Genomic DNA, 23,068 nt, shown 5'->3' with positions numbered 1-23,068 from the left:
GGGGCGACCCTCCGCCTTGCGATCGCACGCACCAGACGCCGCCGGGCCCGCCCTACGGGCGGACGACGCTACTTTCGAAACACGCCCTAGGCCGATGTCGCCTCGTCTTCGAGCCGCAGGGTGCGGATCTCCCTGCGGGAGGAGATGCCCAGCTTCGAGAAGACCTTGCGGAGATGCCATTCGACGGTGTGGGGGCTGAGGAACAACTGGGCACCGATCTCCGGATTCGTGAGCCCCGCGCCGGCGAGGCGGGCGATCTGCGCTTCCTGGGAAGTGAGGGCGGTGTGCGTCGTGATGGTGTGGTTGCGGACCTTCGCTCCCGTCGCCTGCAGCTCCCTTCGCGCGCGGTCGGCGAACGCCTCGGCACCGATCCGGCTGAACGTCTCGTGCGCGACACCCAGTTGGGCGCGGGCGTCGACGCGGCGGTTCTCGCGGCGCAGCCACTCGCCGTACAACAGCTGTGCGCGGGCGAGCTCCACGCGGACCCGTGTGCGGTCGAGCCGCTCGATCGCCTCACGGTAGAGCCGCTCCGCGGCCTCGTCCTCGCTCAGGAGGGCCCGTGAGCGCGCTTCCACGCCCAGTGCCCAGTCCGTGCCGCTGGCCTGCGTCGTCTCCGAGAGCCGCTCGAGCGCGTCGGCCGCCGGCTCGGGTGAGCCGCTCCGTGCGGCCGCCTCGACCAGTTCGACCAATCCCCAGTGCGGTGACGCGAACTGCTGCTGGTCGGCGGCTGCCTGTTGGGCCGCGATCAGCGCGTCCGCGTACTGGCCGAGGCTGTTGCAGAGCAGCGCGTGGTACCAGTGTGCGATGGTGACGGCGGCCCCCTGGCCACGCGGCACGGCCTCGCTCATGGTCGCGTCGATCAGCGCGCGGGCCTCGCGCTCGCGGCCACGCCAGACCGCCAGGCCGAGCGGCCCGACGCGTGCCGGGGTGCTCCCCGTCGCCTCACACACCGTTCTGACCTCCTCGACCAGCGACGCGGCCGCCGTCAGCTCCCCGGCGAGGAGGTGCGTGTGGGCGAGGGAGTCGAGCGCGTCAGGGAGCACGCTGAGCGCGCCCGCCTCGCGGGTGATCGTCACGTGACGGGTCGCGACCAGGTGCCAGCGCTCGTCGTCCCACAGATCCGCGGCGAGGACCGACGCGAGCCAGAGCCAGCGCAGCGCGTCCTGGTAGGGGAGCGAGTCCTCGCAGAACGCCGCGAGGACTCGCTCCGTCATGGGTGCGCAAGCCGCGTAACCGTCGGTGAGACGCACGGCGACGGCGTCCAGCAGCAGATCGGGCACCCGCGGCAACTGCCGCGGCGGTGCGCCGCGGGCAGCCCTGCCCACTTCCCGCAGGCCCGGGCCACGCGCCAGACGGCCGGCGAATATCGCCGCCGCGACGGCGTTCAGATAGGTGTCACGGGCGAGCGTGACGTCGAGCCGCCCGAACCGGTCGGCCGCGGCGAGCAGGAGCGCGGGAGCCTCACTGCCGCGGTTCTGGGAGAACGCGATCTCGGCACGCAGCACATCGATGCGGGCGTGTCCGAGCTCGTCGAGGGGTCCGGCCTCCGCCGTGGCGAGGAGGGTGGCCGCCGGCTCGAACGCCCCGGCCTGGAGTTTCGCCCGTGCCGCAGCTACCGCGCGCTCTGTACGCCGGGCGGGATCCTGCGTGAGCGTGGCCGCGCGCTGGAGGAACGCGGCCGCGGCCGCGATACCGCCGCGGGCCTGTGCCCGGCCCGCGGAGCGTTCCAGCTCGGCGGCCACGGCCTCGTCGGCTCCCGAGGCCGCGGCGGCCAGATGCCAGGCCCGGCGATCGGGATCGAGCCGGGCGTCGGTCGCGTCGGCCAGCGCCTGGTGCACCTCGCGCCGGTCGTCCGGGCTCGCCGCGCGATAGACCGCCGAGCGCACCAGCGGATGCCGGAACCGCACCCGGGTGCCCAGGGTGATCAGCTCCGCCGCGTCGGCGTGCGACGCGGCCGCGTCGACGTCGATCCCCAGCCGCTCGGCCGCTCGCCTCAACAACGTCACGTCGCCCACGGGCTCGGCGGCCGCGGTGAACAGCAGGCGTTGCGTCTCGGCCGGGAGCGACTGGACGCGGCGGAGGAACCCCTGCTCGATCTGGCTGGACAACGGCCATGCGTCCGGACGCCCGAAGCCGCCGGCCAGCTCCGCCGCGGTCAACCCGTGAGGCAGTTCCAGCAGGGCCAGAGGGTTGCCGCGCGACTCGGCGATGATGCGGTCGCGCACCCGTTGGTCGAGCGGCCCGGTGACGACCGAGTCGAGGAGTGTCCGGGAGTCGGGGTCGGCCAGCCCCGTGACGGGCATCGCGGGAAGGCTGCCGAGAGCCTCACTCGGGCTGGGCTCACGGACGGCGAAGACGAGCAGAACCGATTCCGCGAGCAGGCGGCGGGCGACGAACTCCAAGGTCAGAGCCGACGCCCGATCGAGCCATTGCGCGTCGTCGATGAGGCAGACCAGTGGCTGGTCGCCTCCGGCGTCCGCGAGGAGGCTCAACGTGGCCAGACCCACGAGGAACCGGTCGGGCGCAGGGCCGGCGCGCAGACCGAACGCGGTGCCGAGCGCGTCCCGCTGAGGCTCGGGAAGACCGTCGAGGCCGTCCAGCAGAGGTGCGCAGAGCTGGTGCAGGCCGGCGTAGGAGAGCTCCATCTCGGACTGGACGCCGTCCACCTTGAGGGTGCGGCATCCCGTGGCACGATCGCGGAGGTATCTCAGGAGCTCGGTCTTCCCGATCCCTGCCTCACCGCGCAGGACCACGACTCCACTGCGCCCGGCCCTGACGCCTGCCAGGAGGCCGTCGAGCGCCTGGCACTCGTGCTGCCTCCCGAGGAGTCCGGCTCTCGCACCGCTCCTCGCCATGGCAGCTCCCCTGTCAGGACACCTCGGTCGGTATGTTAGTACGTGTCCGGATCACTGCGCCCGTGGTTCCACGGGGGAGCTGGAACTTTCAAGATTTTGGGGACGGCGTCGCCCGCCGCGCGCGGGCGGTCTCAGCGGCCGTCGGCGAACGTGACCGTCTCGTCCAGCGGCGCCCGGCCCGTACGGGGGTGGTCCACCGTGGCGTCCTCGAACCCGATGGACATGCCGCAGAAGAGGATGAGGCCGTCCGGGGGTGACAGGACCTCCGCCACGGTCCGGTGGTACTTCGCCCATGCCATCTGCGTGCAGCTGTGCAGCCCTTCGGCGCGGAGCAGCAGCATGACGGTCTGCAGATACATGCCGACGTCGGACCACTGGGCCGGGCCCATGGTGCGGTCGATGTAGCAGAACAGGGCGGCGGGCGCGCCGAAGCATTCCCAGTTTGCGGAAGCGGCCCTCTGACGTGCCTCGAGGTTCTCGCGCGGAATGCCGAGTGCGCCGTAGCGCTGCTCACCGAATGCGGATCGGCGTTCGCGGTACGGGGACTTCAGGTCCGGCGGGTACTGCTCGTACTCCGGCTCGTCCCAGGGGTCGCCCGTGGCCACGCGTTCGCCGGTGCGCTTCTTGAGGTCGGCCAGTGACGCGCCGGTCAGTACGTAGGCGTGCCACGGCTGGAGGTTCGATGCGGACGGCGCCCAGGCCGCGGTGGTGAGGACGCGCTCCAGCACCTCCCGCGGGACTTGCCGGCCGGTGAATCCGCGTACCGCCCGTCGGCTCGTGACCGCCTCGTAGACGTCCAAGAACGCCTGCCTCCTCCGTCTGTTCGACGTACTCCCTATCCGTTGCAGTCGCGACGGTATCATTCAATACTGTCTTGTGTTTAACTATCGCTGTAGGCAACCTTCCGTCCGTGGTTCCCGCCTCGGGCGCCGTACCTTGGAGAAAGCCCATGGCCACGCTGCTGCACATCGACTCGTCCGTGCTTCCCGGCGAGGCGTCCTCGTCCCGTTCGGTCGCCGGCGCCTTCCTCAAGGCCTGGGAGGAGCAGCACCCGGAGGGCACGGTGATCCACCGCGACCTCGCCGCCGACCCCGTCCCGCACATCACCGCCGCCGCCTGGTCCGCCGGCTTCACCGCCCCGTCCGAGCGCACCCCGGAGCAGTCCGCCGCGTTCGCCGCGCGCGTGAGGCTCATCGAGGAACTGGAGCAGGCGGACGCCGTCCTGATCGGCGCGCCCATGCACAACTACTCGATCCCGTCGACCCTCAAGGCGTGGCTGGACAGCGTGCTCCTGCTCGGCCGCACCGCCGGTGAGAGTCCGTCCGCCCAGGGCACCCCGGTCGTCGTGGTCGCCAGCCGCGGCGGCTCCTACGCACCGGGCACGCCGCGCGAGGGCTACGAGTTCGTACAGAACTACCTGGAGGCCGTCCTCAAGGGCACCCTCGGCCTGGACCTCGACTTCATCGTCCCCGAACTCACCATGGCCCCCCGCAACCCGGCCATGTCCGAGCTGATCCCCCTCTACGAGGCCTCCCGCGAGCGCGCCTTCGAGGAGGCGACCGCCAAGGCCAAGGAACTCGCCGAGCGCCTCGCCGCGTGACCCGGGCGGCGGCGGGCGACCCTCGTGCGGCCGCGCCTACGCCTCATCGCCCGTGGGATGGGCGAACCGGGTCAGCAGATCCCTCAGCTGCTCGGGCTCGCCGGGCGCCAGTTCGGCGGCCAGCCGCTCGGCCAGCGGCTCCGCCGCCACATGCGCCGTATCGAACAGCTCGACGCCCTGGGGCGTGATCTCCACTGCCCGTACCCGCCGGTCCCCCGGAACGGACCTGCGCACGGCCAGCCCCTTGCGCTCCAGGTCGTCCACGACCCGCATGATGCCCGCCTTGTCCGAACCCGTCGCCGCCACCAGGTCCCGCTGCACCGTGGGACCACGGTCGACCAGCACGATCAGTACGGCGAAATGGCGCAACTCGATGCCGAGCGGCCGAAGCGCCTCCTCCATCACGGCGGCCGCACGCCAGTGCGCCCGGCGCAGCAGCAGACCGAGCGCGAAGGGCGAGGCATCTCCGGGGCGGTCGGTCACCCGCGCGGGGGTGGTGCCGGGAGGGACGTCGGCGGTCATGAGGTCACGCTACAGCGCTCCACTCGTTCGATACGGTCTTAAGTGAAACCGAAGCCGAAGTCGAAGTCGAAGCCGAAGTCGAAGTCGAAGTCGAAGCCGAAGTCGAAGCCGGGCTATGTCGCCCCGTCGTCGAGCCACACGGTGCCGATCTCCTTCCGGGAGGAGATGCCGAGTTTCGAGAAGACCTTGCGGAGGTGCCATTCGACGGTGTGGGGGCTGAGCAACAGCTGAGCGCCGATCTCGGGGTTCGTGAGCCCTGCGCCGGCGAGGCGAGCGATGTGCGCCTCCTGAGGTGTGAGGGCTGCGTCCCTCGCGGCGGCGGGTTTGCGCACCTTGGCCCCGGTGGCCCGCAACTCGCGTCGCGCACGTTCCGCGAATGCCGAGGCCCCCATGTGGCTGAGCATGTCATGAGCGATGCCCAGTTGAGCACGGGCGTCGACCCGGCGGTTCTCACTGCGCAGCCACTCTCCGTAGAGGAGCCGGACCCGGGCGAGCTCCATCCGGACCTCGGTGTTGCCCAGCCGCTCGATCGCCTCACGGTACGAGTCGTCGGCCGCCTGCCCCTCGCCGACCAGAGCTCGTACGAGGGCCGCGTTGCCGAGGGCCCAGTCGGTGCCGGTGGCCAGCGCCATGTCGCTGATTCTGCGCACGGCCTCGGCGGCGCGCGTCGGCCGTCCGAGTCGTGCCGACGCCTCGACGAGCTCCACCATCGACGGGATGGTGTGGCCCAGCTCCTCCGGGTGTTCGCAGCCGCGCCGAGCGGCCAGATAGGCCTCCTCGTACCGGCCGAGGCCGTTGTAGAGCACCGACGCGGCCCATTGCACGTCCGCCAGCACCTTCGGCTGCTCGTCCAGCCGGCGATCCTGGGTGATTCCCTTGATCGCCCGGTGCGTCGCTGTCTCGCGGCCTCTCCACGGCTCGAGGAACAGTGCTCCGTAGTGGGCCCAGATGCTGTTGCCGGTCGCCTCGCCGATCGCCACCCCCTCCACGACGAGTGCCTCCGCGTCGGCGAGTTCGCCGACGCGGACCCGGTTTCCCACACGGTGCAGGAGCGCCGTCGGCAGCACGGACAGATTCCCCGCCTCCCGGGCCAGGCCGACCAGCCGCGCCGAGAACACGGACCAGCTCTCGAAGTCCCACGCGTCCTGAGCCAACCCGCACGCGAGCGAGAGCCAGCCCAGCCCGTCCTCCCTCGCGCCGCCGGCCGAACGGAAGGCCGTCAGCGCCTCCAGCAGCGTCGGTGCCCCGGCGGCGTACCCCTCCGTGATCACGCGCGCCAGGCCCTCCAGGAGCAGCGCCTCGCGCGTGGGCTCGGCGGGCCTCGGCGCCGCGAGAACGGCCTCGGCCACCGCGTTCGGTACACGGCCCGCGGTGAGCGCCGCGAAGACGGCGTCCCGGTGGGTCGCACGGGCCAGTGCGGCGTCGTGCGGCCCGAGCCGTTTCGCCGCCTCCAGCAGCAGCGGCAACGCCGTGGTCGCGCCCCTGGTGAGAGACGTGATCCGACCGCGCAGCAATGTCACCTTTGCCGCACTCAGCTCGTCGAGTGGGCTCCGTTCCGCCGTACCCGCCAGGTCCAGCGCGGCGCCGAACGCACCGGCCTCGTACTTGGCCTGTGCGGCCGCCAGCTCTCTGGCTCCGCGGTGGGCGGGGTCGGGCGTCAGCTCGGCAGCCCGGTCGAGAAAGGCCGCCGCGGCGGCGACCCCGCCGCGCGCCTGCGCCCGGTCCGCCGAGCGCTCCAGCTCGGCGGCCACCGTCTCGTCGGGTCCCGCCGTCGCGCGTGCCAGGTGCCACGCCCGACGATCGGGATCGAGGCGCGCGTCGGTCGCATCCGCCAACGCCTGGTGTACGTCGCGACGGTCGGACGGTTCTGCCGCCCTGTAGGCCGCCGATCGCACCAGCGGGTGCCGGAAGCGCACGGGAGTGCCGAGTGTGATCAGTTCGGATGCCTCGGCGTGCGACGCGGCGGAGTCCACGTCGATCCCCAGGCGCCCGGCCGCTCGCCGCAGCAACGTCAGGTCGCCGACCGGCTCGGCGGCGGCGGTGAACAGCAGGCGCCGCGTCTCGGCGGGGAGCGACCGGACGCGGCGGAGGAATCCTTCCTCGATCCGGCTCGACAACGGGCGCGCGTCGGGGGCCACGAAGCCGCCGGCCATCTCGGCCACCGTCATCCCGCGCGGCAGTTCCAGCAGGGCCAGCGGATTGCCACGCGTCTCGGCCACGATGCGGTCGCGCACCCGCTCGTCGAGCGGGCCGGGGACGACGGAGTCGAGGAGCCGTCGCGAGTCGCTGCTGGTCAGCCCCGTGATGCAAAGCTCGGGGAGGCCGGCGAAAGTCTCGCCGGGGCTGGGCTCACGGACCGCGACGACCAGCAGGACGGACTCCGCGAGCAGCCGGCGGGCGACGAACTCCAAGGTTTGCGCCGACACCCGGTCCAGCCATTGCGCGTCGTCGACGAGGCAGACCAGCGGCTGGTTCCCTCCGGCGTCCGCGAGGAGGCTCAGCGTGGCCAGGCCCACCAGGAACCGGTTCGGTGCCGGCCCGCCCCGTAGACCGAGCGCCGTGGCGAGTGCGTCGCGCTGAGGACCGGGGAGACGATCGAGGCCCGTGATCAGTGGAGCGCACAGCTGGTGCAGGCCCGCGAAGGAGAGCTCCATCTCGGACTGGACGCCGACGGCTCTGACGGTGCGGCAGCCGTCGGCACGCTCGAGGAGGTACTTCAACAGCTCGGTCTTGCCGATGCCCGGCTCCCCGCGCAGGACCAGGGCCGCACTCCGCCCGGCCCGGGCGCCCGTGAGGACGTCGTCGAGGGCCCGGCATTCGTTCCTCCGCCCGAGGAATTCGACTCTTGCGCCGCTGCTTGTCATGCCGGCTCCCAAGACGGCGGGCACGACGGCCGCCCCGACGGTCGACGACCTGGAAGACGCGACGTCGGTGTTCGTCCGCGCCAGGCCCGGACTGCTCAAGATCGCCGGCCGCATCGTCGGGAACACGGGAGAGGCCGAGGACGTCATCCAGGAGGCATGGCTTCGGTGGCAGGGCACGGACCGTACGGTCGTCTCGAATCCACCCGCGCTGCTCAGGACGACAACCGCCCGGCTGGCCATCAATGTCGTCCAGTCCGCCTGGAGACGCCGGGAAACCTGCGCCACCCCCTGGCTCCCGGAATCCGTGGACACGTGCGCCATCCCGGAGGCGGTGGCCGAGCGAGAGGACGCCGTGGAGCGAGCGGTCTTCCTGCTGATGGAGACACTGACGCCGCGGCAGCGCGCCGCGTACGTCCTGAGGGTGGGGTTCGGCTATTCGTACAGCCGGATCTCCGAGATGCTGTGTCTCAGCCTCGCCAACACGAGGCAGCAGGTCGCACGTGCCCAGGAGCGTCTCGCCGGGAACCGTCGCAGGCAGCCCGTGGACCCGACCGCGCATCGGCGGCTCGTCCAGGCGTTCTTCACGGCGGCCCGGTCCGGTGACTTCGCACACCTGGAAAGGGTCCTCACCACGGACGCCGACCTCCGGCCGGCCTCCGAACCGGTCGCGCACGGCGAGCGCGTGGCAGTCGCCGGTGTGGTGGGCCAGAGGTCCCGAGGGTTGTCCCTGCTCGGCCGGTGAGCCACCGGGGGTTCTCCGGGTGCCCTAGGCCCTGTCGTCACATTCCCGCCTGCCCCGCGACGCCATGCACGCCCTCTCGCCGCACCGGGCCCAGACCCGCGTACGTCCAGTACGAGGGTCAGGGCCCGGCACACCGAGAGCACGCACCTGACGCCGCGTGGCCGCCCTCCGGGCGACGACGGGAATGTGACGACAGGGCCTAGGCGGCTCGCGCCGGGGGCACCTGTACGGCCGAGATGTCGAGCAGCAGCTTCACCTTGTCGCTGACCAGGACCCCGCCCGTTGCCAGGGGGGTGTTCCAGTCGAGTCCCCAGTCGGAGCGCTGCAGAGTGGCTCTGCCCTCGAAGCCGACACGGTTCCTGCCGTAGGGGTCCTGGCTCGTTCCGCCGAACTCGAGGTCGATGCGAATCGGCAGTTCGACGTCCTTGATGCGGAGATATCCGCCCACGCGGAACCGGTCGTCCCCGGCGTCGAAGATTCCGATGGAGCGGAAGCTCATGAGAGGGAATGTCGCCGAGTCGAGGAAGTCCGGGCTGCAGACATGCGCGTCACGCTCGGGAAGACCTGTGTCCACGCTGCCGGTCTGGACGGTGAGACAGGCCTCCGACCGAGTGGGACGAGTTCCGTCGAGTTTGAGGATCCCCTCGAAGGCGGTGAATTTTCCGCGCACGTTGGCGATCATGGCGTGTCGGACGGAGAACCCGATCGTGCTGTGCAGGGGGTCGATGGTGTAGACGCCGGTCAGCCCCGCAAGACGGGCGGTACGGGAAAAGACGGTTCCCTTGCGGTCGAGCATGGCGAGTCAGTTCCTTCGTGCCTGGAACCAAGCGGCCCCCGGCCTTTCGGCAGGGGGCCACGTGGAGGGCTTACTGCTGCTGTGCGAGCCAGTCGGCGAACCGGGTCTCGGCGATGTGCGCGTCAGGACCGGGCAGGAGCGTGCTCTCCTCCAACTCGGCGCCGGAGTACGGCGCGTGCGGGTCCGTGACGACCGTGCGGGGGTCGTTCTTGGCGGCGAGACCCTTGCTGATGAGCTCGTCGAGCTGGAACCGGTCGGGGCCCGCCACCTCCACCACACCGCCCACCGGGGTGCCGACCGCGGTCCGGCCGACGGCCGCGGCCACGTCGCCGGAGTAGATGGGCTGGATCATCACCGGGGCCAGACGCACGGTGTCGCCCTCGGTCGACAGGTCCGCGATCCCCTTCATGAACTCGAAGAACTGCGTGGCGTGGACGATGGAGTACGGAATCCCGGACGCCTTGATCAGCTCTTCCTGGACCTGCTTGGCGCGGAAGTACCCGCTCTCCTGGAGGCGCTCGGTGCCGACCACCGACAGCGCGACGTGGTGCGTCACGCCGGCCTCGCCCTCCGCCTTCAGGAGGTTCGTCGTGGACGTACGGAAGAAGTCTATGACGGCCTGGTCCTCGAACGAGGGGGAGTTGGACACGTCCACCACGACCGACGCGCCCTCCAGGACCTCGGCCAGGCCCTCGCCCGTCAGCGTGTTGACACCCGTGTCGGGCGCGGCGGCGACCGCCTCGTGCCCGTGCTCGCCCAGTTTGCCGACCAGCTGCGAGCCGATGAGCCCGGTTCCACCGATCACTACGACCTTCATGACGGATTCCTCTCGGAGGTGTTCGAGGTCTGCAAGAGAAGAGACAGGACAGCGGCTCGACCTGTGACAGGGGGCCGCGCGGTTATTCGGCAAGCTTTCCCTCGGTCGAGACTTCTTCCATCAGGGAGGAAATCTCGACCGGGACGGCCGGAATGCTCTCGCGGGTGATACCGGTCGTCGGGGACCACACGAGATTCACCCGCATCGCGGGATCCAGGTCCGGGTAGTCGCTGCGGTTGTGGCAGCCGCGGGTCTCGCGACGTTCCAGTGCCGCTTCGAGGGTGGCCCGGGCCGCCAGGGCGGAAGACCTGAGGTCGAAGGCGTGCGCGAGATCCTGGTAGCCGGCGATGTCCGGGTGCACGCCGACGTCCTCCATCCTCTTCTCGATCACCTCGAGCTCCGCCAGCCCGGCGCGCAGGCCCTCCTCGTCCCGTACGACGCCCGCGTGCTCGGTCATGGTGGTGCGGATGGCGCGCTGCAGGGCGCGGACGTTCTCCGCTCCGTCGGCGGCGAGAAGATCGTCGACCTCCGCGCGGGCCTGCGCGATGGCCGACGCCGACCGCGGCTGCGCGGTCAGGGACTCCGAGTAGGCGGCGGCCGCCCGCGCGGTGATACGGCCGTAGACCAGCAGCTCGATGAGACTGTTCCCGCCGAGGCGGTTGGCGCCGTGCAGCCCGCTCGACGCCTCGCCGATGGCGTACAGCCCCCGCACGTCGGTGCTGTGGTCCTCCGGACGCACCCACACCCCGCCCATCGAGTAGTGCGCGGTGGGCGCGATCTCGATGGGATCACGGGTGATGTCCAGCATCTGCAGGTCGAGCAGCGTCTGGTAGACGCGGGGGAGCCTCGTCATGATCGTCTGCCGGGGCAGGTGGGAGACGTCGAGCCATACCCCGCCCTTGGGCGTCCCGCGCCCTTCCCTGATCTCCGTGTAGGAGGCCAGGGCCACGCGGTCGCGGGTGGACAGCTCCATCCGGTCCGGGTCGTAGCGGGCCATGAACCGTTCCCCGAGGGCGTTGCGCAGGATCCCGCCCTCGCCCCGGGCGGCCTCGCTGACCAGGGTGCCGGCCGCGTTCTCCGGCTCGATGATTCCGGAGGGATGGAACTGGACCAACTCGGGGTCGCGCAGGCGGGCTCCGGCCTCCACGGCCAGCCGGAACGAGTCGCCCGTGTTCTCGTCGCGCCGTGAGGACGTGCGCCGCCAGATACGGGTGTGGCCCCCTGCGGCGAGAATGACCGCGTCGGCGTGGATCAGGCAGCGCCGTCCGCTCGTGAGATCGAAGCCGTAGGCACCGAAGACGGCGCCGTCATGGACGAGCAGCCGGGTGATGTAGACACCGTCGAGCACGGGGACGTCGAGCTGCTCCGCACGCCTGACGAGGGTGCGCTGGATCTCCAGACCGGTGTAGTCGCCGGCGAAGGCGGTCCGCCGGAACTTGTGCGCGCCGAAGAAGCGCTGGGAGATACGGCCGTCCTCCTCCCTGGCGAAGGCCATGCCGTAGCGCTCCAGGTCGTCGATCCCCCGGGCGGCGCCCTGGGCGACGATCTGGACGGTGCGGGGGTCGGCCAGCAGATAGCTCTCCTTGACGGTGTCTGCCGCGTGCTGCTCCCAGCTGTCCTCGGGGTCCATGGTGGCGAGCGCCGCGTTGATGCCTCCGGCGGCGAGGGCCGTGTGGGCGTCCTCCTTGGGGCGCTTGCCGACGGCGAGGACGTCGACACCGGCCTCGGCCAGTTCGATGGCGGCGCGCAGCCCGGCACCTCCGGTGCCGATCACCAGCACCATGGTGGAAAGACGTTGTTCGGTGATAGCCACTGTCTGCTCCGATCGCCGGGGTGTCATTCACTACGACCAGGTCGTCCCGGGATCTGTGACACCTTCCGGGCCCACACGCGCCCACGCCGCGGCGTCACGGCAGGAGACGGTCCAGGGGGATGTCCGGGTCGGAGAGGAGCACGTCGTCGACGTCCGACCCGGACGTGATGAGGGTCCGGATCGGATCGATGACGTCCCACACGTTGACACTCATGCCCGCCAGGACGCGATGCGCGGCCATCCAGAACGCGATGAAGCGTCGTTCGGACCGCTCGCCGCGGAAGACGACGCGGTCGTAGCCCCCCGGTTCCACGTATCCCGTGTACTCCATTCCGAGGTCGTACTGATCGGTGTAGAAGTACGGCAGCCTGTCGTAGACGGCGTCCTTGCCGAGCATGCCGAGCGCCGCCACCTCCGGCTGGTGCAGGGCGTTGGCCCAGTGCTCGACCCGGAGATGGCGGCCGAGCAGCGGGTGGTAGGCGTTGGCGACGTCGCCCGCGGCGTGGACGTCGGCCACCGAGGTCCGCAGGTGCTCGTCGGTGACGATGCCGTTCCGCACCTCCAGGCCCGCCTCCTGGGCGAGTCGGACGTTCGGGGTGATACCGACGCCGACGACCACGGCGTCGGCGGCCAGCTGCCTGCCGTCGGCGAGCCGCACCCCGTCCACCCGGCCGTCCGTCCCCGTGAGGGACTCCACCCGCACGGTGGGCAGCAGACGGACGCCGTGATCGGTGTGGAGCGCCGCGAACACCTCGGCCGCCTCACGCCCCAGCACCTTCAGCAGGGGCAGCTCCGAGTGCTCGAGCACGGTCACCTCGGCGCCGGCCAGCCGGGCCGCCGCGGCGGTCTCCAGACCGATCCATCCGGCACCGATCACCACGATCCTCGCCTCCGCCCTGAAGACGGACCTGAGCCGTTCACTGTCTTCGACGCGGCGCAGATACAGAACGTTGTCGAGGTCCGCACCCGGGACGGACAGCCGACGGGGAGAGGAGCCGGTGGCCAGGAGCAGCTTGCTGTAGGTGATCTGACCGCCGTCGTCCAGATCCACCGTGTGGGCCCGCGGGTCGACCGCGCGGGCATGTGTGCCCAGCAGCAGGTCGACCTCGTGCTCCCGATACCAGTCGTCGGGGTGCACGAAGATCGAGTCGCGCTCCTCCTTGCCCAGCAGGTAGCCCTTGGAGAGCGGCGGCCGGATGTACGGTTTCTCGTGCTCGTCGCCGATGATGACGAGCGGGCCGTCGTGGCCGTGCTCCCGTAGAGCCTCCGCCGTCCTGCCCGCGGCCAGACCGCCACCGACTATCACGAAAGAGTTCACGGCGTTCCTCGTCTCGGATGGCGCATGATGCGCGGCATGGGGAAGGGGGCACCCATCAGACCGCGTAGCCCCCCGTCCCGTGACAAAACGCCGACGACGGCCCGGACGTTTCGGCGGTGCACCCGGCATGTCACAGACGCGGGCCCCGCTCGGTCTTCTCTGCGAGGCAGGCCTCTCGGTCCGCCGTGCCCGGAGGGATACGCACATGCTGAAACGAGCTGGCAGGGTGTCGCTCTGGCGCTGGCGGCGCAACCCCCTCAGACGGCGCTCCGACGTCGCCGAAGCGTGGATCGGGGTGGCCGCAGCGGCGCTGCTGCTGCTCGCGGCGCCCGCGGTGGGCGTGCTGGCGGCAGGCGTCGCCGAGCGCTCCGCTCTCGACCAGGCGCGGGGCCTGCACCGTACGGCCGCGCGCCTCGTCGAGGACATGGCCCCCGCGACGCCGTCACGGCTCTCCGGGACGGGGGAGGGTGACGTGCGGTCGACCGTGCGGTGGACGACGTCCGACGGCTCCATCAAGACCGGTGAGGCGTTCGTGGCAGCGGGCGGCAAGGCGGGCTCGCCCGTCACGGTGTGGCTCGACGCCGCCGGCCGCCCGCGTCCCGCGCCGCCCACCCCGGCCCGGGCCAGGTCCCACGGAGCGGCCGTCGGCGTGGCCGGGGGAGCGGGCCTGGGCCTGCTGGTCGTGAGCGGCTGGGGGGCCGTCCAGGTGTGGCTGGAGGCGCGGCGCCTGGCCCAGTGGGACCGGGCCTGGGCCGAGTTCGACACCGAGCGGGGGCGCCGACAGGCGTGAGCGGCCGCCACGGCGGGCCCGTGTGCGGGCTAGGGAGCCAGCGTGATCGTCGTCGGCGTCCCCTCCCAGGCCATCCTCGCGTAGGGACACAGCGAATCGGCGGTCTCCAGGAGCGGGGCGGCGAGCTCACGGTCGATGTCCGGCCAGTCGACCACGAGGTCGACGCGCAGCAGGTAGCCGCCGTCTCCCGGGTCCCGGCCGAACGCCACCGTCGCGTCCACGGAGATCGGGGCGGGATCGAGCCCGGCCTGTCGCGCCACCAGACTCAGCGCCCCGTGGAAGCAGGCGGCGAAGCCGGCCGCGAACAGCTGCTCGGGATTCGTTCCCCGGCCGTCCCCGCCCAGTTCGGCGGGCATGCGCAGGTCGAGATCCAGCACCCCGTCGGCGGAGCGTGCCCGCCCCGAGGCCCGCCCGTGACTCGCGATCCCACCGCTCACCGTCACCGTCGTGGTGTAGAGCGGCGCGAAGGCGTCCCCGTCGAAGTCCTTGGCGGTGGACAGATCGGGCAACCGGATTTCCTCGGTCACCGCAGGCCCCCGTCGACGTCGGCATCACGGCTGTGGTCGGCGCCCACCGGACGAATCATGCCGGGTTTCATATGTCACGCACCTCTGTGTCGTGGGGACGTCCGGGGTTTCGGACAGCTGGTTGACCGACAAGTCACCCGGGTTGTGACAGCGGCCGGTCCACATAACGGGCCTGCGCGTCGGGAACGACAACTCGGCTGTCACGGCGGGCCGTCAGTGCCTCGCCCGCCAGGTCGTCGAGGCGACGCACCTCAGGCCCGGCCACCTTGAGGACGCCGAACAGCGGAAGGCCCACGGCGACATGGGCGACGGCGACGGCCAGGTCGTCCGTCGACACGGGCTGCGCGAGGACGGGCGCGACGTGCACGCGGTCGTAGAGCGTGTTCTTCTCCACCATGACCTCGATGGACTCGAAGAACGGCGTGGCCCGCACGATCGAGTGGGGAACGGGCGAGTTCCGTACGATCTGCTCCTTGAGCGGCTTCGCGCGGAAGTAGTCGGACCACAGCCAGTCGGCTCCCACGACGGAGAGGACCATGTGGTGCTCCACACCGGCCGCTGCCGCAGCGGTCAGCAGGTTGGTCGTGGCGGTGTGGAAGAACTGGAGCCCCGCCCCCTCGGTGCGCGCGGGTGCGTCGGTGACGTCCACCAGCACCTCGGCGCCCCGCAGAGCCTCGTCGAGACCGTCCCCCGTGATCACGTCGACACCGTGACGGCGTGACACGGGCACGGCCTCCACACCGTGGTCACGCAGCCGCGCAACCGTCCTGGAGCCGATCCGGCCGGTGGCCCCGGCGACAACAACCCTCATCTGGATCCCTTCCCGTCGACGGGGCGTCGCGCCCCCGATGTCCTGGCGTCCTGGCGTCCTGGCGTCCTGGCGTCCTGCGTCCTGGCGGCGGCGAAGTCGCCGTATGCACTCCATACGACAGACCACTCACCCATGTTGTGACACGCGGCCCTGCCGCTACCGGCGCTCCAGGACGCCGGAACTGTCACAGAAACAGCGCATGTCCGGTCTCTTCTCAGAGGCAACGTGTGAACGGCCTCGCCTGTGAAAACCACGGAGGTGCAACAGTGTCAAGCAACGACATGACCGGTACGAACGACGGCAAGCCGCGTTCCGAGGCATGGAAGACGGCGGCGACGATGCTCCAGGACGTCAGGCCGCCCCACATCCCCGAGGGTGCCTCGGGGATGACCCTCCTGGTCGAGTGGCCGCCCGGTGACCCCGGCTCTCCCGCGCACCGTCACTCGGGGCCGGCGTTCGGGTACGTGATCGAGGGCGCGGTGCGTTTCGAACTGGAGGGAGAGCCCGAGCGCGTGGTCAGGGCCGGGGAGACCTTCTGGGAACCGGGCGGCGACGTCATCCATTACCAGGACGGCAACGCCCTGTCGGACGCGCCGACCAGGTTCGTCGTGACCATGCTGTGCGCACCGGGCGAGCCGATGCTCACGTTCGTCGACGAGGAGGAACTGGCCCGGCGGGCCCACCTGCGCGCTCCGCGCCCCGTGTCCTGACCCGCGCCTGCCGTCGGAACCGCTCCGTGGGAGGGCCGGGACACATGGGCGCCGCCCTGCCACGGAGTTCCGGCCGGCCCGACCGCATCGACGGTGTTCTGCACCTCGTCATGGTGATGCTCCTCATCCACCGCTGACGGTCGACGGGCTCGCGCGGCTCCGCCGCTCAGTGCCCTTCGGGCATCGGGTCGTTCGTGGGCGTGGTCGTGCGGTGGTGGGCGCGGATGAGCGCGATCACGGTGTCGGTGGTGTGGTCGAGGTAGCTGCGGCCGTCGGGCAGCCGGCCCACGGGGCTGATGTAGCTGTGCGGTCCGAGGTGAGTGGCCGGGTCGAGCCGATGCACGGTGATCTTCCCGGCGCGACGGGCGCGGTTCCATCCGCTGCGGCGGAACAGGCGCCAACGCTGGGGGAAGATCCAGGTGCCGACCCGCTCGATCCGGTCGCTCGCACTGGTGAGCTGATGCACGTGCTCGGCATGGGTGACGTCGTTCGCGCCGTTGTGGAACCCACCGAGCGTGATCAGCAGGAGTGGGCAGCGCAGTTGGGTGTGCAGTGCCTCGACCGCACCGGTGGCGACCTGGGCGCCGCCGCTGTAACTGAGCAGCACCACGGGAATGCCGCTGCCGGGACGATAGCCGGCGAGCCGGAGCTGGGTGGCTGTCTGGGAGCCGACGGCCCGGTTGTACAGGGGGCGGTACCGGTGGTCGGCGGCGACGAAGATCTGCATGACGTTGTGCAGGAACAGCAGCAGCCCGACGTGGCGGCGCAACCATGCCCACACCGGCCGGTCGGCGAGCGGGGCGGCCAGCGGCGAGTAGGGCTGGACCTGCCCCAGCACGCGCAGTTCGGGCGCCCCGGCGAGCACGGCATTGACCAACTGGCCGCCGTCCCGGGTGTCGCGGACGCGGCGCTTCCCGATGCCGTCCAGGTACACCAGGTAGGCGGCCGGGGGACTGTCGGGGGCCGCGCCCCGGGCGTAGGGCACGCCCTCCGGGAGTGCGGTGACCGGGGCGCGCCAGCCGGCGCCGTAGGCCATCACCTCGTAGCGGGCCAGCAGCCCTTCGGCGAGCAGGACCGGCCCCAGCAGGCAGATCCAGAGCAGCAGGTCGTTCATACGAATGCCTCCGGTGCACGCGTCGTGCTGATCCTCACGACCAGACGGCGCACGGTCTCCACGGCGACCCCGAGCCCGGCCCCGGCCACGGCCACGCAACCGGCGGCGCCCCACCAGCCGAGCCCGCTCGCCGCCGCGAGCGGGTCGGCCAGACCGGCTCCGACCCCCACGAAGAGCAGCAGATGGAGCAGGGGCCCGAGCAACGGGAACGCGAGGACGGCGGCGAGCACCAGCGGCGCGACCAGGCCGGGTGTCCACTCCAACCCGGTGCCCGGCGCGGGGGAGGACCGCGCCGGCTCGGCCAGGGTCCACGCGGTCAGCGGCCACAGCGCGAACACCAGCCCCTCGACGAGGCCGCCGGTCAGTACCAGGCTCGCCACGACCGTCCGTGACATACCGGGTCGGCGGGACACCAGCGGCAGGATCCGTCCGGCGGCCTCCGACAGCCCGGCGCACAGCAGCAGGACGACGACAGGTGACATCGCTCAGCCTCGCCGTGACGGATCGACGGGAACCGGCCGACGGACCGGGCCGGCCGCTTGCAGATACCGCTCGAGTTCGTCGGCGGCCCGCTGATGCCCGCCCGCATTCCGCTGGGCGGCCCGCAGGGTCCTCGCGGCCGCCCCGAACCGGTCTTCGTGGAGCAGGCGCCGGGCGAGGGTGCGCACGGTGCCCCTGGCGACGTCCCGGGTACGGATCGACAGGCCGGCGCCGAGTTCCACGACGCGGCGGGCCACCATCGGCTGGTCCGCGCCCTGCGGGACCACCAGCATCGGAACCCCGGCGTACAGGGCCTCGTTGACGCTGTTCATCCCGCCGTGGGTGATGAACAGCGCCGCGCGGGCCAGCACCTCCGGTTGCGGTACGGAACGGCGGACGAGCAGGTTGGCCGGCAACGGTCCCAGCGCGTCGGGATCGGTCTGCCCGGTGGAGACGATCACGGTGCCGCCCAGCGGGGCCAGCGCGGTGGCCAGGCCGCGCAGCAGCTGTGGGTCGGTGTTGAACACCGTGCCCAGCGACACGTACAGCACCGGGTCCTGGAGCCGGTCGGCCGGGAACGACGGGTCGGCCGGCCGGGCGCCGATGCTGGGGCCGACGAACCGGTAGGACCCGTCGAAGTCCTCGACGGCGGGCTGGAACTCCCGTGAGGTGTAGACCAGATTGAGCGGCTGGCGGATGTTCCCCAGATCGACCAGTGGCAACCCCCGCGCGTCGAAGCGGCGGTGCAGTTCCCAGCGGGACCGCAGGTAGCCCTGGAGGCTGCGGGGGCGGCTCCGCGCGTCGGCCAGCAGGTCCCACGAGCCTCGGGTGGGGCTGGGTACATGCCGGTCGAACGCGAAGGTGGTGAACGACGACGCCGCGGGTACGCCCAGTTCACGGGCGGCGACCGCACCCCACGGACAGGCGCTGTCGTGGACGATCAGGTCGGGTCGGACGCGGCGCAGATCGGTGAGTACGGCCGGCAGCATGCGCACGGCGGCGCCCGCGAGCCCCTCCAGCAGGGTGAGCGGTGTCGGCGGATCGGGCAGCGGCTGGTCGCCCCCCGGGTAGAGGCACACGGTCGCCCCGGTGGCCTCGATCTCCTCACGGAAGGCGGGCGAGGTGTGGTACGTGACCGTGTGGCCGCGGCGGACGAGCCCGGTCACGACCGGCAGCGTCGGATTGACGCGCCCGTGCATGGCGATGTTGAGGAACGAGATGGCGCTCACAGGTCGACTCCCCCTGTGGAAGTAGTGGATGCGTGTTCCGGACCGGCGGAGACGGCCGGAGGGGCGTCGACCCGGTACAGGCCCGGCCCGCTGACGCGCAGTCCGTCCAGGAACCGCCCCGCCGTGACGGACGCGGTGTTGATCAGCCGCTGGGAGTGGCCGAAATCCCACGGCGCGGGCCAGTCCCCGATGCCCGTCGGCAGGACGACCGTCGGGATGTGCCCGGCCACCTCGTGGAGGTCACGCTCGATCTGATGGTGCAACAGCAGCAGCCCGGCCCTGGCGGCGATCGCACCGGCACGTCGGCGCGGGCCGACCGGGCTGGGCGGTGAACTCTCCGGCCCGGTCGCGATGACCACCACGCTGGCCGCTCCGGCCTGCAGGGCCGCCCGTACCGGGACGTAGGCGATGACCCCGCCGTCGACGAGCGTCCGGCCCCCACGGTCCACGGGGGGCAGCATCCCGGGAATAGCCGCGCTGGCCAGCAGCGCGGACTCGAGGTCGCCCTCGTCCAGCAGCACCGCGGCGCCGGTGACCAGGTCCATGGCCACCGCCGTGAAAGGGATCGCCAGTTGCTCGATCCGGGGCGGCAGCCCGGCTCGTGCGATCAGCCGGCGCAGGCCACGATCGGTGAAGACACTGGCCCGTGAGGACAGGTAGCCGAGCGGATACACCTCACGGCGACGCAACCGGGTCCACACATGGTCCAGCCAGGGCGCGGCCCGGTCGGGATGGGCGGCCGCGATGGCCCCGTTGAGGGCACCCACCGAGGTCCCGATGATCATGTCCGGAACGAATCCGCGCTGCTCCAGCGCGTGACCGACGCCGACGTGCGCCGCTCCGAGGACGCCACCGGCGCCCACCACGGCGGCGACGGGACGGGGCAGGCCGCGCAGGCCCGCCGACGCCGGGTCCCCCGGCGGCCCGCCCGACGACGGGGCCGGTCTCTGACGACGGATAGCCCTCATGATCCACCTTTCTCACCCCGGCACCGCAACGGACGGGTCTCACCACCAGGACCGGACGATCACACGGTGTGTGACACCGTCAGCCGAACCGGCCGGGCCGGTGGTCGCCGACGGGCCGGCCGAGCAGGGGCGTACGTACTACTGACCGGAGGGGTCTGCGATGTGTGACAGGGCCCGTCTCTGAAACTTCGTGTGACAAGGTGTTGATCTCGGCTGTATGTTCCTTGCGGGCGCCTCGCCGCATGGTGGCGAATCCGTGCTGCGGCACTCACCGGCGCCGGACCAGCCCCGCACGTGATCGGCGGCGGCCCTTTCCGGCAACGCATTCGACAACGGAGTGGTTCATGAAGGATGTCCTGATCATCGGTGGCGGCTTCGCCGGCGTGTGGAGCGCGGCGGGCGCCGTACGCGCCGCCCGTCAGGCGGGCGGCGCCGGTGACGACCTACGGGTGACACTGGTCAGCGGCGGCGACGACCTGGTCATCCGCCCCCGTCTGTACGAGGACGCCCCCGACGGCATGCGGGTCGCCCTCGACCGTGTCCTCGGCCCGATCGGCGTTCGCCGGGTCACGGCGACCGTCACGGGGATCGACACCGAGGCGCGCACCGTACGCGCCGTGGCGCGCACGGGCGAGGAACTGGACCTGGCCTACGACAAGTTGGTACTGGCCACGGGCAGCCAGCTCGTACGGCCGGACTTCCCCGGGGCGCAGGACGTCTTCGACATCGACACTCTTCCGGCGGCGGCGGCTCTCGACCACCACCTCCGGCGGCTGCCCGACCGGACGTCGTCCATGGGCCGCTACACCGCTGTCGTGGTCGGCGCGGGCTTCACCGGCGTGGAGCTCGCCACCGCGCTGGGCGAACGGCTCCGGGCGGTCGCCGCCCGCCAGGGTGCGGCCGAGGACGTCCGGGTCGTCCTCGTCGACCTCGCCGACGTCGTGGGCCCGGAACTCGGCCCCGGCCCGCGCCCGGTCATCGACGACGCGATCGACGAACTGAAGATCGAGCGACGCCTGGGACGCACCGTGGCAGCGGTGACCCGCCAGGACGTCACCCTCTCGGACGGCGAAGTGATCCCCGCGGCAACGGTCGTGTGGACGGCCGGCATGGCGGCGAGCCCCCTCACGGCCCAGATCCCCGGCGAGCGCGACCGCCTGGGACGGCTGAGCGTGGACGCCCACCTGCGGGTGATCGGAGTGCCCGACGTCTACGCCGCCGGCGACACCGCACTCGCCCCCGCCGACGACGCGCGCACCACGACCCAGTCCTGCCAGCACGCCCTGCCCATGGGCAAGTTCGCCGGCCACAATGTCGCCGCCGACCTCCTGGGCGGCGCCCTGCTGCCCTTCACCCCCGACCCCTACGTCACCTGCCTGGACCTCGGTCCCGCAGGGGCCGTCTACACGGAGGGCTGGGACCGCAGGATCGCGCTGACCGGCCAGGAGGCCAAGACCCTCAAGCAGAACATCAACGCGATCTGGATCTACCCGCCGACCGACGACCCGGAGCAGCTCCTCGCCCAGGCGGGCCGCTTCTCCAACGGCTGACGACCCTGCGCCGACGGCCCGGCTGTTGAGCCGGGCCGTGGGGGGCGAGGGGGCGGCAGGTCGCCGGGAGGGCTACCAGTGGCCCAGGACCTTCAGCCACAGGGCTCCGACACTCATCCAGATGACGATGTTGGCGGCGGCGGCGATCAGCCCGGTGCGCCACCATTCGGCGAGAGTGACGTAGCCGCCGCCGAAGAGGACGGGGGCCGGGCCGGAGGCGTAGTGCGTCAGGCCGCCGTACAGGGAGCTGATGAAGCCGAGCACCAGGGCCGCCAGCACCGGCGGCGCACCGGTGGCGGTGGCCGCGGCGAGGAAGGCGGCGTACATCGCGGCCACGTGAGCGGTGTTGGAGGCGAACAGGTAGTGGGAGAACAGGTAGACCAGGGTCAGGATCACGAACGCGGTCTGCCAGCCCACCCCGGAGGTGGCGTCCGTGATGCTGTCGCTGAACCAGCCGATCACACCGAGCTCCTGAAGCTGACCGGCCATCATCACCAGGACGGAGAACCACACGAGCGTGGTCCAGGCCGCCTTCTCCGCGACCAGGTCGCCCCACGTCAGCACCCCGGTCACCAGCAACAGCGCCACGCCGGTGAAGGCGGACACGGTGGCCGACAGATCCCAGACCTGGCCGCCCACCGACCACAGCAGGAGCAGCAGCACGAACACGCCCGTCATCGTCCACTCCTGGCGGGACATCGGCCCCAGCTTCGCAAGCTGCTCGCGCGCCTGCTTCGGAGCCTCGGGCGTCTCACGCACGGTCGGCGGGAGGACCCGGTGGAGCAGCGCCGGGAGGACCAGCAGGGACACCAGCCCGGGGACGAGTGCGGCCAGCGCCCAGGAGGTCCAGGTGAGGTGGATGCCGCGGTCGGCGGCGAGCTTCTGGGCCAGGGGGTTGGCGGCCATGGAGGTCAGGAACATGGCGCTGGTGACCGTGTTGATCTGCATGGCGGTCACGCTCAGGTAGGCGCCCAGCTTGCGGCGGGACGCGTCGGTGGGGTGCGAGCCGGCGTTGGTGCTGAGCGAGCGGATGACGGGGTGGATGACGCCGCCCGAGCGGGCGGTGTTGCTGGGGGTGGCCGGGGCCAGCACCAGGTCGGTGAGCGTGATGCCGTATGCCAGTCCGAGGCTGCTGCGGCCCAGTGCCCGGACGAACAACAACGCGATACGGCGCCCCAGCCCCGTCTTCGTGAAGCCGAGGGAGATGAAGAACGCCGCCACGATCAGCCAGATCGTCGGCTCGGAGAAGCCGCCGAGCGCGACGTCCGGCTCCAGGGTTCCGGTGATCATGGTGACCGTCAGGCCGACGAGAGCGACCGCGCCGAGAGGCAGCGGCTGCAGAATCAGCCCGAGCACCGTGCCGACGAAGATCGACAGTACGGCCCAGCCCCCGGGCTTGATCCCGTCGGGCTGCGGCAGCAGATAGACGGCCAGAGCCGCGACGACGGGAACGACCCACTTCAACGCGGTCCACATCCACGTCGGGGCGGAGGTTGTCCTGGCCGGTGTGGGGGCCGGAGCCTGTCCGGCTGGTGATCCTTCGGTGTCCCGGAACGGGCTCA

The 23,068-nt window shown here is 71.5% G+C and carries 20 protein-coding genes; 5 read left to right on the top strand and 15 right to left on the bottom strand.

Annotation, left to right across the window (positions count from 1 at the left end; all coding sequences use genetic code 11):
- Positions 1 to 86: 86 nt before the first annotated feature.
- A complete protein-coding gene (locus tag ACLZN2_RS30595; protein WP_416982622.1) occupies positions 87 to 2,855 on the bottom strand; it encodes an ATP-binding protein in 2,769 nt (922 codons plus the stop codon).
- A gap of 131 nt (positions 2,856 to 2,986) precedes the next feature.
- A complete protein-coding gene (locus ACLZN2_RS30590; RefSeq protein WP_416982621.1) occupies positions 2,987 to 3,655 on the bottom strand; it encodes a nitroreductase in 669 nt (222 codons plus the stop codon).
- A 149-nt stretch (positions 3,656 to 3,804) separates the two neighbouring features.
- Between ACLZN2_RS30590 and ACLZN2_RS30585 the strand changes: the two genes are divergently transcribed.
- Entirely contained in the window at positions 3,805 to 4,455 is a 651-nt protein-coding gene (locus tag ACLZN2_RS30585) for an FMN-dependent NADH-azoreductase (protein ID WP_416982620.1), read from the top strand.
- 36 nt (positions 4,456 to 4,491) lie between these two features.
- Here ACLZN2_RS30585 and ACLZN2_RS30580 read toward each other — a convergent pair whose 3' ends face one another.
- Complete coding sequence (locus tag ACLZN2_RS30580) at positions 4,492 to 4,977, bottom strand: MarR family winged helix-turn-helix transcriptional regulator (protein ID WP_416982619.1); 486 nt, start codon at positions 4,975 to 4,977, stop codon at positions 4,492 to 4,494.
- Between the two features lie 113 nt (positions 4,978 to 5,090).
- Entirely contained in the window at positions 5,091 to 7,841 is a 2,751-nt protein-coding gene (locus ACLZN2_RS30575) for a helix-turn-helix transcriptional regulator (protein ID WP_416982618.1), read from the bottom strand.
- Between ACLZN2_RS30575 and ACLZN2_RS30570 the strand changes: the two genes are divergently transcribed.
- Positions 7,840 to 8,583, top strand: a complete 744-nt coding sequence (locus ACLZN2_RS30570; RefSeq protein ID WP_416982617.1) for a sigma-70 family RNA polymerase sigma factor — start codon at positions 7,840 to 7,842, stop codon at positions 8,581 to 8,583. The genes ACLZN2_RS30575 and ACLZN2_RS30570 overlap by 2 nt on opposite strands.
- Before the next feature lie 199 nt (positions 8,584 to 8,782).
- Here ACLZN2_RS30570 and ACLZN2_RS30565 read toward each other — a convergent pair whose 3' ends face one another.
- The 4 genes from ACLZN2_RS30565 to ACLZN2_RS30550 form a co-directional block, all read right to left on the bottom strand.
- On the bottom strand, positions 8,783 to 9,379 hold the full coding sequence (locus tag ACLZN2_RS30565) for a YceI family protein (RefSeq protein ID WP_416982616.1): 597 nt from the start codon (positions 9,377 to 9,379) through the stop codon (positions 8,783 to 8,785).
- 70 nt (positions 9,380 to 9,449) lie between these two features.
- Positions 9,450 to 10,196, bottom strand: a complete 747-nt coding sequence (locus ACLZN2_RS30560; RefSeq protein ID WP_416982615.1) for an SDR family oxidoreductase — start codon at positions 10,194 to 10,196, stop codon at positions 9,450 to 9,452.
- Positions 10,197 to 10,278: 82 nt separating this feature from the next.
- Positions 10,279 to 11,979, bottom strand: a complete 1,701-nt coding sequence (locus tag ACLZN2_RS30555) for an L-aspartate oxidase (protein WP_416982629.1) — start codon at positions 11,977 to 11,979, stop codon at positions 10,279 to 10,281.
- Positions 11,980 to 12,103: 124 nt separating this feature from the next.
- The gene (locus tag ACLZN2_RS30550; protein WP_416982614.1) at positions 12,104 to 13,327 is read right to left on the bottom strand and encodes an NAD(P)/FAD-dependent oxidoreductase; all 1,224 of its coding nucleotides are present in this window, start codon (positions 13,325 to 13,327) and stop codon (positions 12,104 to 12,106) included.
- A 205-nt stretch (positions 13,328 to 13,532) separates the two neighbouring features.
- On the opposite strand from ACLZN2_RS30550, the gene ACLZN2_RS30545 reads away from it, so the two are divergent.
- Positions 13,533 to 14,117 (top strand): hypothetical protein, encoded by a 585-nt coding sequence (locus tag ACLZN2_RS30545; protein ID WP_416982613.1) that lies wholly within the window; start codon positions 13,533 to 13,535, stop codon positions 14,115 to 14,117.
- Between the two features lie 29 nt (positions 14,118 to 14,146).
- Here the strand turns inward: ACLZN2_RS30545 and ACLZN2_RS30540 are convergent, their stop codons facing one another.
- Together ACLZN2_RS30540 and ACLZN2_RS30535 are read right to left on the bottom strand one after the other, a co-directional pair.
- The gene (locus tag ACLZN2_RS30540) at positions 14,147 to 14,644 is read right to left on the bottom strand and encodes an Ohr family peroxiredoxin (protein WP_416982612.1); all 498 of its coding nucleotides are present in this window, start codon (positions 14,642 to 14,644) and stop codon (positions 14,147 to 14,149) included.
- Between the two features lie 133 nt (positions 14,645 to 14,777).
- Entirely contained in the window at positions 14,778 to 15,455 is a 678-nt protein-coding gene (locus ACLZN2_RS30535; protein WP_416982611.1) for an SDR family oxidoreductase, read from the bottom strand.
- A 281-nt stretch (positions 15,456 to 15,736) separates the two neighbouring features.
- Here ACLZN2_RS30535 and ACLZN2_RS30530 point away from each other — a divergent pair, with 281 nt between their 5' ends.
- Positions 15,737 to 16,165, top strand: a complete 429-nt coding sequence (locus ACLZN2_RS30530) for a cupin domain-containing protein (RefSeq protein ID WP_416982628.1) — start codon at positions 15,737 to 15,739, stop codon at positions 16,163 to 16,165.
- A gap of 166 nt (positions 16,166 to 16,331) precedes the next feature.
- Here the strand turns inward: ACLZN2_RS30530 and ACLZN2_RS30525 are convergent, their stop codons facing one another.
- Genes ACLZN2_RS30525 through ACLZN2_RS30510 form a run of 4 tightly spaced genes read right to left on the bottom strand, consistent with a single transcriptional unit; the run spans position 16,332 to position 19,956 of the window.
- The gene (locus ACLZN2_RS30525; protein WP_416982610.1) at positions 16,332 to 17,279 is read right to left on the bottom strand and encodes a hypothetical protein; all 948 of its coding nucleotides are present in this window, start codon (positions 17,277 to 17,279) and stop codon (positions 16,332 to 16,334) included.
- Complete coding sequence (locus ACLZN2_RS30520; RefSeq protein ID WP_416982609.1) at positions 17,276 to 17,761, bottom strand: hypothetical protein; 486 nt, start codon at positions 17,759 to 17,761, stop codon at positions 17,276 to 17,278. Before ACLZN2_RS30520 ends, ACLZN2_RS30525 begins: the two co-directional genes overlap by 4 nt.
- A 3-nt stretch (positions 17,762 to 17,764) precedes the next feature.
- Positions 17,765 to 18,988: a macrolide family glycosyltransferase gene (locus ACLZN2_RS30515; protein ID WP_416982608.1), complete on the bottom strand. Its 1,224-nt coding sequence runs from the start codon at positions 18,986 to 18,988 to the stop codon at positions 17,765 to 17,767.
- On the bottom strand, positions 18,985 to 19,956 hold the full coding sequence (locus ACLZN2_RS30510) for a patatin-like phospholipase family protein (RefSeq protein WP_416982606.1): 972 nt from the start codon (positions 19,954 to 19,956) through the stop codon (positions 18,985 to 18,987). Before ACLZN2_RS30510 ends, ACLZN2_RS30515 begins: the two co-directional genes overlap by 4 nt.
- A 344-nt stretch (positions 19,957 to 20,300) precedes the next feature.
- Between ACLZN2_RS30510 and ACLZN2_RS30505 the strand changes: the two genes are divergently transcribed.
- On the top strand, positions 20,301 to 21,506 hold the full coding sequence (locus ACLZN2_RS30505) for an NAD(P)/FAD-dependent oxidoreductase (protein WP_416982604.1): 1,206 nt from the start codon (positions 20,301 to 20,303) through the stop codon (positions 21,504 to 21,506).
- Positions 21,507 to 21,578: 72 nt separating this feature from the next.
- Here the strand turns inward: ACLZN2_RS30505 and ACLZN2_RS30500 are convergent, their stop codons facing one another.
- Positions 21,579 to 22,970, bottom strand: a complete 1,392-nt coding sequence (locus ACLZN2_RS30500) for a DASS family sodium-coupled anion symporter (protein ID WP_416982603.1) — start codon at positions 22,968 to 22,970, stop codon at positions 21,579 to 21,581.
- Positions 22,971 to 23,068 lie beyond the last annotated feature (98 nt).

The organism is Streptomyces sp. T028, from assembly GCF_048159505.1.
Lineage (GTDB): Bacteria > Actinomycetota > Actinomycetes > Streptomycetales > Streptomycetaceae > Streptomyces.
The sequence above is the reverse complement of the archived record's forward strand: the minus strand, read 5'-3'. Positions and strand labels throughout refer to the sequence as shown.

Excerpts from the sequence above, each read along its gene's own strand:
- ACLZN2_RS30555 (WP_416982629.1), bottom strand. The coding sequence starts at position 11,979 with ATGGTGCTGGTGATCGGCACCGGAGGTGCCGGGCTGCGCGCCGCCATC.
- ACLZN2_RS30560 (WP_416982615.1), bottom strand. The coding sequence starts at position 10,196 with ATGAAGGTCGTAGTGATCGGTGGAACCGGGCTCATCGGCTCGCAGCTG.
- ACLZN2_RS30585 (WP_416982620.1), top strand. The coding sequence starts at position 3,805 with ATGGCCACGCTGCTGCACATCGACTCGTCCGTGCTTCCCGGCGAGGCG.
- ACLZN2_RS30570 (WP_416982617.1), top strand. The coding sequence starts at position 7,840 with ATGCCGGCTCCCAAGACGGCGGGCACGACGGCCGCCCCGACGGTCGAC.
- ACLZN2_RS30505 (WP_416982604.1), top strand. The coding sequence starts at position 20,301 with ATGAAGGATGTCCTGATCATCGGTGGCGGCTTCGCCGGCGTGTGGAGC.
- ACLZN2_RS30595 (WP_416982622.1), bottom strand. The coding sequence starts at position 2,855 with ATGGCGAGGAGCGGTGCGAGAGCCGGACTCCTCGGGAGGCAGCACGAG.
- ACLZN2_RS30565 (WP_416982616.1), bottom strand. The coding sequence starts at position 9,379 with ATGCTCGACCGCAAGGGAACCGTCTTTTCCCGTACCGCCCGTCTTGCG.
- ACLZN2_RS30525 (WP_416982610.1), bottom strand. The coding sequence starts at position 17,279 with ATGAACGACCTGCTGCTCTGGATCTGCCTGCTGGGGCCGGTCCTGCTC.
- ACLZN2_RS30535 (WP_416982611.1), bottom strand. The coding sequence starts at position 15,455 with ATGAGGGTTGTTGTCGCCGGGGCCACCGGCCGGATCGGCTCCAGGACG.
- ACLZN2_RS30545 (WP_416982613.1), top strand. The coding sequence starts at position 13,533 with ATGCTGAAACGAGCTGGCAGGGTGTCGCTCTGGCGCTGGCGGCGCAAC.
- ACLZN2_RS30575 (WP_416982618.1), bottom strand. The coding sequence starts at position 7,841 with ATGACAAGCAGCGGCGCAAGAGTCGAATTCCTCGGGCGGAGGAACGAA.
- ACLZN2_RS30520 (WP_416982609.1), bottom strand. The coding sequence starts at position 17,761 with ATGTCACCTGTCGTCGTCCTGCTGCTGTGCGCCGGGCTGTCGGAGGCC.
- ACLZN2_RS30530 (WP_416982628.1), top strand. The coding sequence starts at position 15,737 with ATGACCGGTACGAACGACGGCAAGCCGCGTTCCGAGGCATGGAAGACG.
- ACLZN2_RS30510 (WP_416982606.1), bottom strand. The coding sequence starts at position 19,956 with ATGAGGGCTATCCGTCGTCAGAGACCGGCCCCGTCGTCGGGCGGGCCG.
- ACLZN2_RS30580 (WP_416982619.1), bottom strand. The coding sequence starts at position 4,977 with ATGACCGCCGACGTCCCTCCCGGCACCACCCCCGCGCGGGTGACCGAC.